Annotated in this window: 15 protein-coding genes; 9 read left to right on the top strand and 6 right to left on the bottom strand. The window is 61.6% G+C overall.

The genetic code is table 11. From position 1 onward, the window contains the following. Window positions 1-3: 3 nt before the first annotated feature. The 6 genes from xerD to ACMGGN_RS02280 all read left to right on the top strand — a co-directional run bounded on the left by xerD (window position 4) and on the right by ACMGGN_RS02280 (window position 5,662). Window positions 4-900, top strand: coding sequence for a site-specific tyrosine recombinase XerD (gene xerD / locus ACMGGN_RS02255; protein WP_414156434.1), 897 nt, complete (start codon window positions 4-6; stop codon window positions 898-900). A 152-nt stretch (window positions 901-1,052) separates the two neighbouring features. Further along, window positions 1,053-1,814: a bifunctional protein-disulfide isomerase/oxidoreductase DsbC gene (gene dsbC, locus ACMGGN_RS02260; protein WP_012315966.1), complete on the top strand. Its 762-nt coding sequence runs from the start codon at window positions 1,053-1,055 to the stop codon at window positions 1,812-1,814. A gap of 82 nt (window positions 1,815-1,896) precedes the next feature. After that, window positions 1,897-3,201 carry a homoserine dehydrogenase gene (locus tag ACMGGN_RS02265; RefSeq protein WP_046784366.1) on the top strand — a complete coding sequence of 435 codons (1,305 nt, stop codon included), beginning with the start codon at window positions 1,897-1,899 and terminating at the stop codon, window positions 3,199-3,201. A 165-nt stretch (window positions 3,202-3,366) separates the two neighbouring features. Next, complete coding sequence (thrC, locus tag ACMGGN_RS02270) at window positions 3,367-4,776, top strand: threonine synthase (protein ID WP_046784365.1); 1,410 nt, start codon at window positions 3,367-3,369, stop codon at window positions 4,774-4,776. 126 nt (window positions 4,777-4,902) lie between these two features. Next, window positions 4,903-5,301, top strand: a complete 399-nt coding sequence (locus tag ACMGGN_RS02275; RefSeq protein WP_012315963.1) for a histidine kinase — start codon at window positions 4,903-4,905, stop codon at window positions 5,299-5,301. Window positions 5,302-5,380: 79 nt separating this feature from the next. Continuing rightward, the gene (locus tag ACMGGN_RS02280; protein ID WP_080765825.1) at window positions 5,381-5,662 is read left to right on the top strand and encodes a DUF3509 domain-containing protein; all 282 of its coding nucleotides are present in this window, start codon (window positions 5,381-5,383) and stop codon (window positions 5,660-5,662) included. 128 nt (window positions 5,663-5,790) lie between these two features. Here the strand turns inward: ACMGGN_RS02280 and ACMGGN_RS02285 are convergent, their stop codons facing one another. Then, on the bottom strand, window positions 5,791-6,651 hold the full coding sequence (locus ACMGGN_RS02285) for a TIGR02285 family protein (protein WP_414156435.1): 861 nt from the start codon (window positions 6,649-6,651) through the stop codon (window positions 5,791-5,793). A gap of 14 nt (window positions 6,652-6,665) precedes the next feature. After that, a complete protein-coding gene (locus ACMGGN_RS02290) occupies window positions 6,666-7,865 on the bottom strand; it encodes a CaiB/BaiF CoA transferase family protein (protein ID WP_046784362.1) in 1,200 nt (399 codons plus the stop codon). Window positions 7,866-7,997: 132 nt separating this feature from the next. On the opposite strand from ACMGGN_RS02290, the gene ACMGGN_RS02295 reads away from it, so the two are divergent. Both ACMGGN_RS02295 and recJ read left to right on the top strand, forming a co-directional pair. Then, window positions 7,998-8,540, top strand: a complete 543-nt coding sequence (locus ACMGGN_RS02295; protein ID WP_012315959.1) for a YaeQ family protein — start codon at window positions 7,998-8,000, stop codon at window positions 8,538-8,540. A 12-nt stretch (window positions 8,541-8,552) separates the two neighbouring features. After that, a complete protein-coding gene (recJ, locus tag ACMGGN_RS02300) occupies window positions 8,553-10,262 on the top strand; it encodes a single-stranded-DNA-specific exonuclease RecJ (protein ID WP_414156436.1) in 1,710 nt (569 codons plus the stop codon). Window positions 10,263-10,377: 115 nt separating this feature from the next. On the opposite strand, the gene ACMGGN_RS02305 is transcribed toward recJ, so the two are convergent. Together ACMGGN_RS02305 and ACMGGN_RS02310 are read right to left on the bottom strand one after the other, a co-directional pair. Then, window positions 10,378-10,641, bottom strand: a complete 264-nt coding sequence (locus ACMGGN_RS02305) for a DUF3077 domain-containing protein (protein WP_115274004.1) — start codon at window positions 10,639-10,641, stop codon at window positions 10,378-10,380. A 143-nt stretch (window positions 10,642-10,784) separates the two neighbouring features. After that, on the bottom strand, window positions 10,785-11,066 hold the full coding sequence (locus tag ACMGGN_RS02310; RefSeq protein WP_414156437.1) for a hypothetical protein: 282 nt from the start codon (window positions 11,064-11,066) through the stop codon (window positions 10,785-10,787). Window positions 11,067-11,517: 451 nt separating this feature from the next. Between ACMGGN_RS02310 and ACMGGN_RS02315 the strand changes: the two genes are divergently transcribed. Next, window positions 11,518-12,624 (top strand): NADH:flavin oxidoreductase/NADH oxidase, encoded by a 1,107-nt coding sequence (locus ACMGGN_RS02315; RefSeq protein ID WP_414156438.1) that lies wholly within the window; start codon window positions 11,518-11,520, stop codon window positions 12,622-12,624. A 9-nt stretch (window positions 12,625-12,633) separates the two neighbouring features. Here the strand turns inward: ACMGGN_RS02315 and ACMGGN_RS02320 are convergent, their stop codons facing one another. Next, on the bottom strand, window positions 12,634-12,966 hold the full coding sequence (locus ACMGGN_RS02320; RefSeq protein WP_012315954.1) for a type II toxin-antitoxin system HicB family antitoxin: 333 nt from the start codon (window positions 12,964-12,966) through the stop codon (window positions 12,634-12,636). Beyond that, window positions 12,963-13,217, bottom strand: coding sequence for a type II toxin-antitoxin system HicA family toxin (locus ACMGGN_RS02325; RefSeq protein ID WP_115274007.1), 255 nt, complete (start codon window positions 13,215-13,217; stop codon window positions 12,963-12,965). The genes ACMGGN_RS02320 and ACMGGN_RS02325 overlap by 4 nt, the downstream gene beginning before the upstream one ends. Between the last annotated feature and the right edge of the window lie 139 nt (window positions 13,218-13,356).

Below are 13,356 nucleotides of genomic sequence, written 5' to 3' on the forward strand. Positions count from 1 at the left end.
TTCATGCCAGCCCTTGACCACCCCTTGATCGACCAGTTCCTTGATGCCCTGTGGCTGGAAAAAGGCCTTTCAGACAACACTCGCGTCTCTTATCGCAGTGACCTGGCGCTGTTCAATGGCTGGCTGCAGGATCACGGCCTGGCCTTGCCTGCCGCCGGTCGAGAGCTGATCCTCGATCACCTGGCCTGGCGTCTGGATCAAGGCTACAAGCCGCGTTCCACTGCGCGTTTTCTCTCAGGTCTGCGTGGCTTTTTTCGCTACTTGCTGCGGGAAAAGCTCATTGCCGTCGATCCAACCCTGCAAATAGAGATGCCTCAGCTGGGCAAACCCTTGCCCAAGTCGTTGTCAGAAGCCGACGTCGAGGCCCTGTTGCAGGCCCCGGACCTTGGCGAAGCCATTGGCCAGCGCGACCGTGCCATGCTTGAAGTCCTGTACGCCTGTGGTCTGCGCGTTACCGAACTGGTCAGCCTTGCCCTGGACCAGGTGAACCTGCGCCAGGGCGTGCTGCGGGTGATGGGCAAGGGCAGCAAGGAGCGCTTGGTGCCGATGGGCGAAGAGGCGGTGCTGTGGCTGGAGCGCTACCTGCGCGACGGCCGCGTCGAGCTGCTCAACGGGCGCCCGAGCGATGTGCTGTTCCCCAGCCTGCGGGGTGAACAGATGACCCGTCAGACCTTCTGGCACCGCATCAAGCATCACGCCCGGATTGCCGGCATCGACAAGCCGCTGTCGCCGCACACCTTGCGGCACGCCTTCGCCACCCATCTGCTCAATCATGGTGCCGACCTGCGCGTGGTGCAGATGCTGCTGGGGCACAGCGACCTGTCGACCACACAAATCTATACCCACGTGGCCAAGGCACGCCTGCAGCAACTGCACGCACAGCACCACCCGCGTGGATGAATGATTTTCATGTTCCGCCGGCCGGTACTCGCAGACCCCTTCACCGGTAGCGTGTTGTGGTAGGCTTGGGCGGTTTGCACCAAGGGCCGCACGGTCGCCGCGTTTTTGCGCAGGTGACGCCCTCCGGCCCCTGTCCGCCCTCAGGAGTTCCCATGCGCGTGACCCAGATTTTCGCCGCCGCCGCGTTGGCGCTGGCCAGTACCTTTGCCGTTGCCGCGGCGACCGACAGCAATGCCGCTGCCGAGCAGGCGATTCGCAAGTCGTTGCAGAACCTTGAGCTGGAAGTGCCGGTCGAGAGCGTGGCCAGCAGCCCGCTCAACGGCCTGTATGAAGTCAAGCTGCAGGGCGGCCGTGTGCTGTACGCCAGCGCCGATGGCCAGTTCGTCATGCAGGGCTACCTGTACCAGATCCAGGACGGCAAGCCGGTCAACCTGACCGAGAAGACCGAGCGCCAAGGCGTAGCCAAGCTCATCAATGGCATTCCAGCCGCCGAGATGGTGGTTTATCCTGCCAAGGGCCAGACCAAGTCGCACATCACCGTGTTCACCGACACCACCTGCCCGTATTGCCACAAGCTGCACGCCGAAGTGCCGGAGCTCAACCGTCGCGGTATCGAAGTGCGCTATGTCGCCTTCCCGCGCCAGGGCCTCGGCTCGCCGGGTGACGAGCAGTTGCAGGCCGTGTGGTGCTCCAGTGACCGCCGCGCAGCGCTGGACAAGATGATCGACGGCAAGGAAATCAAGGCTGCCAAATGCGCCAACCCGGTCGGCAAGCAGTTCCAGCTGGGCCAGTCGATCGGCGTCAACGGCACGCCGGCGATCGTGCTCGAAAACGGCCAGGTGATTCCAGGTTATCAACCGGCACCGCAAGTGGCCAAACTGGCCCTGGCCGGCCAGCAGCAGGCCGCCAAGTAAATCATTCAGTACGCCGTCGTCATGGGGTGACGGCATGTTTCACGGTCGGCGCAGGTGCCGGCCGTTCAATGGGGAGTTCACAGTGAAACCGGTCAAAGTAGGCATCTGTGGGTTGGGGACCGTCGGTGGCGGAACCTTCAATGTACTTCAGCGCAACGCCGAGGAGATTGCCCGCCGTGCCGGGCGCGGTATTGAAGTGGCACAGATCGCCATGCGCTCGCCGAACCCGAACTGCCAGATTACCGGTACCCCCATTACCGCTGATGTGTTCGACGTTGCGAGCAACCCGGAGATCGACGTTGTCATCGAGCTGATCGGTGGCTACACCATCGCCCGCGACCTGGTGCTCAAGGCCATCGAAAACGGCAAGCACGTGGTGACTGCCAACAAGGCGCTGATCGCCGTTCACGGCAACGAAATTTTCGCCAAAGCCCGTGAGAAGGGCGTGATCGTTGCGTTCGAAGCCGCAGTGGCCGGTGGCATCCCGGTGATCAAGGCGATCCGCGAAGGCCTGTCGGCCAACCGCATCAACTGGCTGGCCGGGATCATCAACGGCACCGGCAACTTCATCCTCACCGAGATGCGTGAAAAAGGCCGCGCCTTCCCCGACGTGCTGGCCGAAGCGCAGGCGCTGGGTTATGCCGAAGCCGACCCGACCTTTGACGTGGAAGGTATCGATGCTGCGCACAAGCTGACCATCCTGGCGTCCATCGCCTTTGGCATCCCGCTGCAGTTCGACAAGGCCTACACCGAAGGCATCACCCAGCTGACCACTGCCGACGTGAACTACGCCGAAGCCCTGGGCTACCGCATCAAGCACCTGGGTGTAGCCCGCCGCACTGCCGAAGGCATCGAGCTGCGCGTGCACCCGACGCTGATCCCGAGCGATCGCCTGATCGCCAACGTAAACGGCGTGATGAACGCCGTGATGGTCAATGGCGATGCGGCCGGCTCGACCTTGTATTACGGTGCCGGCGCCGGCATGGAGCCCACGGCTTCCTCGGTGGTCGCCGACCTGGTTGACGTGGTCCGCGCCATGACCTGCGACCCGGAAAACCGCGTGCCGCACCTGGCCTTCCAGCCGGACTCGCTGTCGGCGCACCCGATTCTGCCGATCGAAGCTTGCCAGAGCGCCTACTACCTGCGCATCCATGCCAAGGACCACCCGGGCGTGCTGGCTCAGGTGGCGAGCATCCTGTCGGAGCGCGGCATCAACATCGAGTCGATCATGCAGAAAGAAGTCGAGGAACAGGACGGCCTGGTGCCGATGATCCTGCTGACCCACCGTGTGGTCGAGCAGAGCATCAACGACGCCATCGTTGCTCTGGAAGCCTTGCAGGACGTGGTCGGCAAGGTCGTGCGCATCCGCGTCGAACAGCTCAACTAAGCGGCAAGCTTCAAGCTGCAAGCTGCAAGAAAAAGCAGTTCGGTGTTGGGGCTTCTAACAGTTTAAATTTGCGGCAAGGGCAGTGCAGCGCGTAAGAAAAATGCCGAACAGCTTTTTCTTGGCGCTTGCAGCTTGCAACTTGCCGCTCGAACCGAAGGTTTGCATATGCGCTATATCAGCACCCGCGGCCAGGCACCGGCCCTGAATTTCGAAGACGTCCTGCTGGCTGGCCTGGCCAGCGATGGCGGCCTGTACGTGCCAGAGAACCTCCCACGCTTCACCCAGGAAGAAATCGCTTCCTGGGCAGGCCTGCCGTATCACGAACTGGCCTTCCGTGTGATGCGCCCGTTCGTCGAGGGCAGCATTGCCGACGCCGATTTCAAGAAAATCCTGGAAGAGACCTACGGCGAGTTCGCCCACGCTGCGGTCGCTCCGCTGCGCCAGCTGAACAGCAACGAGTGGGTTCTTGAGCTGTTCCACGGCCCGACGCTGGCCTTCAAGGACTTCGCCCTGCAGCTGCTCGGGCGTCTGCTCGACCACGTACTGGCCAAGCGCAACGAGCGCGTGGTGATCATTGGCGCCACCAGTGGCGACACCGGCTCGGCCGCCATCGAAGGCTGCCGTCGCTGCGACAACGTCGACATCTTCATCCTTCATCCGCATCAGCGTGTGTCGGAAGTTCAGCGCCGTCAGATGACCACCATCTTCGGCGACAACATCCACAACATCGCCATCGAAGGCAACTTCGATGACTGCCAGGAGATGGTCAAGGCCAGCTTCGCCGACCAGTCGTTCCTCAAAGGCACCCGCCTGGTCGCAGTCAACTCGATCAACTGGGCGCGGATCATGGCCCAGATCGTCTACTACTTCCACGCTGCCCTGCAGCTCGGTGGCCCGGCGCGTTCGGTGGCGTTCTCGGTGCCGACCGGCAACTTTGGCGACATCTTCGCCGGCTACCTGGCACGCAACATGGGCCTGCCGGTCAGCCAGCTGGTGGTTGCCACCAACCGCAACGACATCCTGCACCGCTTCATGAGCGGCAACCAGTACGTCAAGGAAACCCTGCACGCGACCTTGTCGCCGTCGATGGACATCATGGTTTCGTCCAACTTCGAGCGCTTGTTGTTCGACCTCCACGGTCGCAACGGTGCCGCTATCGGCGAACTGATGGCCAACTTCAAGCAGGGCGGCGGTTTCAGCGTCGACCAGGACCGCTGGACAGAGGCGCGCAAGCTGTTCGACTCGCTGGCAGTGAGCGACGAGCAGACTTGCGAGACCATCGCCGAGGTCTTCGCCAGCACAGGTGAAGTGCTCGACCCGCATACCGCGATTGGCGTAAAGGCCGCGCGCGAATGCCGTCGCAGCCTGGATACCCCTATGGTGGTGCTGGGCACTGCGCACCCGGTCAAGTTCCCGGAGGCTGTGGAGAAAGCGGGCGTCGGCAAGGCGCTGGAGCTGCCTGCGCACCTGAGCGACCTGTTCGGCCGTGAGGAGCGCTGCACGGTGCTGGCCAACGACCTCAAGGCAGTCCAGGCCTTCGTCAGCCAGCACGGTAATCGCGGCAAGCCGCTTTAATCGTGATGAGAGGGGCCGCTGCGCGGCCCCTTTTTTAGATTTTTCCCCGGTTTCATTCAGACTTTTCCTATGTAAAACGCGTTGAGCGCTGCATACAGTGGCCCGTCCTTCCCTCAGGAGCGGCTCATGCATCAGCCCTACGTGTTGATTCACCAGGCTCGGCCTTCCCACCAGATTCTCCTGCATCAGGCGTGCAATGCCCTGGGCGTTTTCGATGTGCGCATCACCCATGATCTGGTTGACCTCAATGCCTGCCTGGCACGCAAGCGCGGTGCCGATCTGCTTATCCTCGACCATGCGATGAAAGGCGGCCAGGCCCTGCTCGAACGCCTGGAGCGCAACCGCTGTTCACGCGCTTTGCTTTTCGTCGGCTGTGCCAGCAAGCACCGGCCCAACCTTGCCGAGCAAGCTCGCGAGCGTGGCCTCTGGGTGCTGGCCGACCTGCCCTGGCCGCTACCGGTGCGGCGTTGGCAGCAGGCCTTGCAGCGTATTCAAACGGTCACATCACCCACGCATGCTCACTGAAACAGCTGCAGCGCAACGAACTTTCCGCTGCGCTTGCTGGTCAGTTCCTTCATATACCACCACGCAGCGAGTGATCCGGATGGAAAGAATCTGCAGACTGCTTAATGACGCCCTGAGCCCCTATCAGACCCAGCTAGGCACCGCCGATGCCATTGGCAACCGGCAACTCACCGTTTTCGACAGCCTCGGTGGCATTACCTTGCGCCGAACGGTCAGCCAGCGCCAGTTGCAGGAGCAAAGCCTGCTGATCGACCTGGTCGATGGCCTTCACCGTGACCTGCAGATAGCCGAGGGGCGCCTGCAGCCCTGTGTCATCGCCGCGTTGCAGCAACGTCAGCATCCTCAAGGAACCTTTGCCTGAGTGGCGCATCAGAGACAGTAGGGCAGCCAGCCAGCACACAGCTCCGGTGATGGCGGGTTGTCGCGGGAAGTCCATGAGGACTTTCGATTGGCCCCGGGCGTCCTCCCCAGCGTCCCGGGGTTTCTTTTTTACCGCCCTTCGAAAAAATGCCTGCTCTGTTCCAGATATTCTTCTTGCAGCTCCGGATCCAGCCATTTGGCGTAAAGCGCGGGCAGAGTATCCCGGCGTAGCGGGGGCAGCAGTTGGTCTATATGCGCGACCGCTGCGTGCCCCAAGGGGGAATCGGAGCAGCCCACATGCAGGAACTGGTAGCGGTTCACCCCTTGTATCGGGTGAAACTGGTACTCATCGAGCGAGCCGCCTTGCTGCTGGATCAGGTAGCGCACTTCCGGCCAGTAGCCGAGCACCAGTTGCAGGCGCCCCAGGCGCTGCATCTGCAGCAGATTGGCAGTGGCATCGTTACCATAGTGGCGGCTGAGGACTGCGTCGGGGAGCTGGTGCAGGATCTCGTCGATCTGTGTGTTGTAGCTGCGTCCGGCGACGATGCCAAGCTGCAGTTGCGTGTCGCTCAACAAGCGTTTGAGGTCAACCTGCGCACCATCCAGAAACGGTGCCAGCAGAGATCCGGCTTGCTTGCGTACGACCAGGCCACCGCTCATCGCCCCCAGCACCGGTTCGGAGAAATGCACGAACTTCGCACGCTCCGGTGTCCACAGCATGGTCGGATCGCAGGTGAAGCTGGTAGGGTCCTGCAGCATCTGTATGCCGCGCGCCCGAGTGACCCGTACGATGTCGTGGTCGTACTCGGGCATCTGTTCGATCAGCAGCGCCAGCATCCGGTCGATCGCACCTTGGCCCTTGGCCGCACCCTCCAGGATGGTGAAGGGCGGCAGGTCGCGGACCAGCCATATCAGGCGTTCCTTGGCCTGCACTGGCGCGATGGCCATGGCGAGCAGCAGCCCGCACAGCAGGGACAGGAACGCGCGCACGGGCGGGGGCGACCTCAGACCGTGCCTGCCTGGCGCAAGCTGGCGATGGCGGCGGCGTCATAACCCAGGGTGCCAAGCAGGGCATCGGTGTGCTCGCCCAGCGCCGGGCCTACCCACTCGGCCGAGCCGGGTGTTTCGGACAGCTTGGGTACAATGCCTGGCATCTTGAACGCTTTACCGTCTGGCAGGCGGGCCTGCAGGAACATCTCGCGGGCCAGGTACTGCGGGTCGTTGAACATGTCTTCTGCCGAGTAGATTCGGCTTGCCGGCACTTCGGCGGCTGTCAGTACCTGCATCACCTGCTCCAGGGGCAGGCTGTTGGCCCAGCGGTCGATCACCCCGTACAGTTCGTCACGCCGCGCATCGCGGCCATCATTGCTGGCCAGCGTCGGGTCGTCGGCCAGGTCGTTACGGCCGATGGCCTGCATGAAACGTTTGAATATCGCATCGCCATTGGCACCGATCTGCACGTGCTTGCCGTCGGCGCTGGTGTGGATGGAAGAGGGCGTGATGCCCGGCATGATGTTGCCGGTGCGTTCGCGAATGAAGCCAAACACATCGAACTCGGGGACCATGCTTTCCATCATGGCGAAGATTGCCTCGTACAGCGCCACGTCCACCACCTGGCCCTGGCCGCCGTTGACCTCGCGGTGGCGCAGCGCCATCAGTGCGCCGATCACGCCCCACAATGCAGCGATCGAGTCGCCGATGGAGATGCCGGTGCGCACCGGTGGGCGGTCATCGAAGCCGGTGATATAGCGCAGGCCACCCATCGACTCGCCTACGGCGCCGAAGCCTGGCTGATCCTTCATCGGCCCGGTCTGGCCGAAGCCTGACAGGCGCACCATCACCAGTTTCGGGTTGAGCTCATGCAGCACATCCCAGCCCAGGCCGAGCTTTTCCAGCACGCCCGGGCGAAAGTTCTCGATGAGAATGTCGGCCTCGGCCAGCAGCCGCTTGAGGATCTCGCGACCATCGGGATGCTTGAGGTTCAGCGTCAGTGACTGCTTGTTGCGCGCCTGCACGAACCACCACAGCGAAGTACCCTCGTACAGCTTGCGCCATTTGCGCAGCGGGTCACCGCCGTCGGGCGACTCGACCTTGATCACCTCGGCGCCGAACTCGGCGCAGATGCGCGAAGCGAACGGGCCAGCGATCAGGGTGCCAAGCTCGATGACTTTCAGGCCGGCGAGGGGTTTGCTGGGCGTAGGCATGGGGCATCCGTGGCAATTGGGCAGAACCGTGGTTTTATCATAGGTCGGTAGCGGCAGATACTGCTGCGGCGCAACGAAGATCAGGATCGGGTAGACTGTGTGACTTTTCTTTGCGCAAGTAGCCCTTCGACCATGGCCCAGCCGTCCACCACCTACAAATTCGAACTGAATCTGACCGATCTCGATCGCGGCGTGTACGAAAGCGTCAAGCAGACCATCGCCCGTCATCCTTCGGAAACCGAAGAGCGCATGGCCGTGCGGCTGTTGGCCTACGCACTCTGGTACAACGAGAATCTGTCGTTCGGCCGCGGCCTGTCGGATGTCGACGAGCCTGCCCTGTGGGAAAAGAGCCTGGACGACCGCGTACTGCACTGGATCGAAGTGGGCCAGCCGGACGCTGATCGCCTGACCTGGTGTTCGCGCCGTACCGAGCGCACCAGCCTGCTGGCCTACGGCAGCCTGCGTGTATGGGAGACCAAGGTGGTTGGCGCGGTCAAGAACCTGAAGAACCTGAACATCGCCGCTGTGCCGCAAGAGGTGCTCGAGGTGCTTGCCACGGACATGCCGCGCAGCATCAAGTGGGATGTGATGATCAGTGAAGGCACAGTGTTCGTCACTGATGACCGTGGTCAGCACGAAGTGCAGTTGCAGTGGCTGCTCGGTGAGCGTGGCTGAGCCAACCGACCCATGCGTATCGAACCCCGCCCGCTGCCGCCGACCCTGCCGTTTCTCGGTAACCTGCCTCCGTTGCTGACCCGCCTGTATGCCGCCCGCGGCGTGCAGTCCGAGGCCGAGCTGGACAAGAGCCTGGCGCGGCTGTTGCCCTACCAGCAGCTCAAGGGCATCGATGCCGCGGTAGACTTGCTGGTCGAAGCGCTCGACCAGCGCCAGCGCATCATCATCGTCGGCGACTTCGATGCCGACGGCGCCACCGCCAGTACTGTCGGCGTGCTCGGCCTGCGCCTGCTGGGCGCGGCCCATGTCGACTACCTGGTGCCCAACCGTTTTGAATATGGCTATGGCCTGACCCCGGAGATCGTCGAGGTGGCGCTGCAGCGCCAGCCGCAATTGCTGATCACGGTCGACAACGGCATTTCCAGTGTCGAGGGTGTGGCGGCAGCCAAAGCGGCCGGGCTCAAAGTGCTGGTCACCGACCACCACCTGCCGGGCCAGCAATTGCCGGACGCCGACGCTATCGTCAACCCGAACCAGCCAGGTTGCGACTTCCCAAGCAAATCGCTGGCCGGCGTCGGGGTGATCTTCTACGTACTGATGGCCTTGCGCGCGCGCCTACGCAGCTTGGGGCGCTACCAGACGCAAGCACAACCGAACATCGGTGAGCTGCTCGACCTGGTCGCGCTGGGCAGCGTAGCCGACGTGGTGCCGCTGGATGCCAACAACCGCATCCTCGTGCATCAGGGCCTGGAGCGCATCCGTGCCGGCAGGGCGCGGCCAGGGCTGAAGGCTATTCTGGAGGTGGCACGTCGCGATCACCGGCGTATCACCTCCACTGACCTGGGTTTCATTCTAGGCCCGCGGCTCAATGCCGCCGGGCGCCTGGACGACATGAGCCTGGGTATCGAGTGCCTGTTGTGCGAGGACGAGGCGCTAGCCCAGGACATGGCACAGCAGCTCGATGGCCTGAACCAGGACCGCAAGTCGATCGAGCAGGGCATGCAGCGCGAAGCGTTGGCCCAGCTCAAGGATTTGCCGGTCGAGTCCATGCCTTACGGCCTATGCCTGTTCGATGCCGAATGGCACCAAGGTGTGATCGGGATCCTCGCCTCACGCCTGAAAGAGCGTTACCACCGGCCTACCATCGCCTTCGCCGATGCTGGTGACGGCATGCTCAAGGGCTCGGCGCGGTCGGTACCGGGCTTTCACATCCGTGATGCGCTGGATGCAGTGGCAGCGCGCCAGCCTGAACTGATCAGCAAGTTCGGTGGGCATGCCATGGCTGCGGGCCTGTCGTTGCCCGAAAGTCATTTCCCGGCGTTCGCCGAAGCGTTCGATGAAGAAGTCCGTCGCCAGTTGCGCGAAGAGGATTTGACCGGCCGTCTGCTTTCGGATGGCAGCCTGGCGGTGGAGGAATTTCACCTGGACCTGGCCAAGGCCCTGCGTAATGCCGGGCCTTGGGGGCAACACTTCCCCGAACCGCTGTTCCATGGTGTGTTCCAGCTGGTCGAACAGCGCGTGGTCGGCGAGCGCCACCTGAAGGTGGTGCTCAAGAGCGAATGTGGTTCGGTACGGTTGGATGGCATTGCCTTCGGCATCGACCGCGAGGTGTGGCCGAACCCCACCGTGCGTTGGGTGGAGCTGGCGTACAAGCTGGATGTGAATGAGTTTCGAGGTAATGAAAGTGTGCAGCTGATGATTGCGCATATGGAGCCGCGCTGAGGAGCACTACAAGTGCCTGACTTGGTCTTTGCGGGGGCGGCGCTCGGTTTCCCTGGCGCCGCAAACCTACCGGTAAAGACCTAAGCTCTCTAACACTTTAGCCATCAGGAAGAAGTTAGCCTGTCATGCCTAACTCTGCATCATCCATCAGTGCCTTGGCCATGGCACTGAGGTAATGGGATGCCCAGATCATCATCGGTTTTTCATCCATCAGGCCAATGATGGTCAGCTCTCGTACATAGCCCATCAATTCCGAGGCCTGCTCACGGGCATCGCGGCAGGGAATCCCTGGCTCGATGCGGAACAGTGGGTGAGTCTGGTGTTCACCCTGAAAGAAGGTGGTCTTCCCTACAGTAAAGTGGGTGTCGTCTGTGGTCATCGAATTCCCTCCTGAAGTTTCTCGATTGCCTGTTCTGGCCTCTTTGTGGGCAAGCCAGCTCCCACAGGTCATCTGCAAGTTTTGAGGTCTGCGATGCCCCTGTGGCCGCGGGTTTACCCGCGAAGAGGCCAGTGAATCCAACCTCAATGCAGGGTAGTAGTACGCTCCACGGCCAATGACAGCGCATCCGCTTGGCCCCAGGCAATCTGCAGGGCACGCAGCCCATTCATAAGCGATTCCCGGGAGCTGTCATCTTCGACGGCATCGAGGACTCGATGGCAATGGTTGTAAGCGAGCATCAGGTAATGGGTGACGTTCATCAACACGTGATCGATTGGCACGATGCCATCGCTCACGGCGTTGGTCAGGGTCTTGTCGGAGGGAAGGTCGAAATGGTGGGGCGGATCGGGGACTAGTTTTTTCATAGTGAACGACTCGTAAGGTTACTGATTGACCGACCTGTCCGATTCCACACGGATGGGTGGCAGTTGTACGCGGTGTGGAATCCAGGCTACGAGTAAACCCGGTAGGCTTTGCGGCCTCCCGCGCACAACTGCCATGACGACAGCAACTCAGTAATTGACAGGATTCCACTCCCGGACGCCAAACATCAGCGACACGAAAAGCCTAAAGGGTGGGGTTTCCAGGGACAATCAGCCGCGAGTCGACAGGATTCGTAGGATATTTTCCTGATCTAGGTATCGCTAGCTCATATGTGTAGGAAACATCTGATGCGCGCGTCAGAGCAGTCAACAATCCCATCGAACCTCCCTCCCACCAATCTGGTCTAGTCTGATTAATGACCGGCACCGGGCCAGGGATGTGCACTTGAATGCCCGGGCCGGATCACCATTGGAGTCCTTGGGAGGTGCCCTCATGAGCCTGCTGCTCGAGCCTTACACCCTGCGTCAGCTGACGTTGCCCAACCGCATCGCCGTCTCGCCGATGTGCCAGTATTCCGCTGTCGATGGCCTGGCCAACGACTGGCACCTTGTCCATTTGGGTAGCCGCGCCGTCGGTGGTGCCGGGCTGGTCATCACCGAAGCGGTCGCTGTGACCGCCGATGGCCGGATCACTGCCGAGGACCTTGGTCTGTGGAACGATGAACAGATCGCCCCACTGCAACGCATCACCCGCTTCATCACCGCGCAGGGCGCCGTGCCGGGCATCCAGCTGGCCCACGCCGGGCGCAAGGCCAGCACCTATCGCCCGTGGCTGGGCAAGCATGGCAGCGTCAAGATCGAGGAAGGTGGCTGGCAGCCGGTGGGGCCGTCGAAGATTGCCTTCGACCCTGAACACACGGTGCCGCGTGAGTTGAGCAAAGACGAGATCCAGGATGTTGTAGCCGAGTTTGTCAAAGCCACCGAACGGGCATTGCAAGCGGGCTTCAAGGTAGTCGAGATCCACGCCGCCCATGGCTACCTGCTGCACCAGTTCCTCTCGCCGCTGAGCAATCAGCGCCGCGATGAATATGGCAGTTGCTTCGAAAACCGCATCCGCCTGACGCTGCAGGTGACCGAGGCGGTGCGTAAGGTCTGGCCGAAGGAACTGCCGCTGTTCGTTCGCGTGTCGGCGACCGACTGGGTGGAAGACGGCTGGAACCCCGACGAAACAGTAGAACTGGCCCGTCGCCTGCGAGCGCTCGGAGTCGACTTGATCGATGTGTCCTCCGGCGGTACTTCGATGAATGCCGAAATCCCCACCGGCCCCGGCTACCAGACCCGCTTCGCCGAGCGTGTACGCAAGGAATCGGAAATCGCCACCGGTACGGTGGGCATGATCACCGAACCGGCCCAGGCTGAACACATCCTGCGCACCGGGCAGGCCGACCTGATCTTCCTCGCCCGCGAGCTGCTGCGCGACCCTTACTGGCCGTTGCATGCCGATGATGACCTGGGCGGTAACAGGGCTACGTGGCCGGCGCAGTATCAACGGGCTACCAGCCGGGCGAATCCGATACATGAGTCGGATCTGCGGGACTGATTGACCACCTCAGCTGTAAGCGGCCTTGCTCAGAATATCGCTGACCCACTGATTGATGCTTTTTTCCGCCAGCTCGGCCTTTGCGGCCACGCTGGCGTGAAGGGTGGGCTCAAGGCGCAGACTCAGCTTCCCTGAATAGGTCTTTTGCGGCTCACGGCCAAGGCGTTTACAGGTTTCGAGATAGTCATCAACGGCCTCCTCGAATGCTTGTCGCAATTCACTGATCGATTCGCCGTGAAAACCAATCACGTCACGTATGCCCGCAACGTGTCCAATCAGCAACTGGTCCTCGTCACTGTATTCGATTCTTGCGGCATAGCCGCGGTAGGTCATGACATTCATGGTGTTACTCCGGCCTGCTCAAGGAACTGGCGGGCGTCGCGCAATTGATAGGTTTTGGCATGTTTGTCCGGGTGAGGCCGATGGAAGGTGGCAACGGCCCCATTGAGCTCAAAGCGAACTCGCGAACCTCGACCTTCGATGACATTTGCGCCAGCTGATCTCAACAGTGACTCCAGCCGGACCCATTCCAAGGTCTTGGGCACTGGTTTCCTGAAAATGGCTTCAAGGGCCGATCTTTGATGATTATTCATGGTATCAGACTATGATACCAGTCGTTTTTTTCACAACAGCCGGACTGTAGGAGATAGGGGACCGTGCTTGAAGGAAAGGTCCTAGGTATTCATGCGAGGACGATCGCCACTTTGTACCGGCCTCCTTGCTGACTTGTCT

The sequence above is a fragment of the Pseudomonas sp. BNK-30 genome (assembly GCF_047456185.1).
Lineage (GTDB): Bacteria > Pseudomonadota > Gammaproteobacteria > Pseudomonadales > Pseudomonadaceae > Aquipseudomonas > Aquipseudomonas putida_E.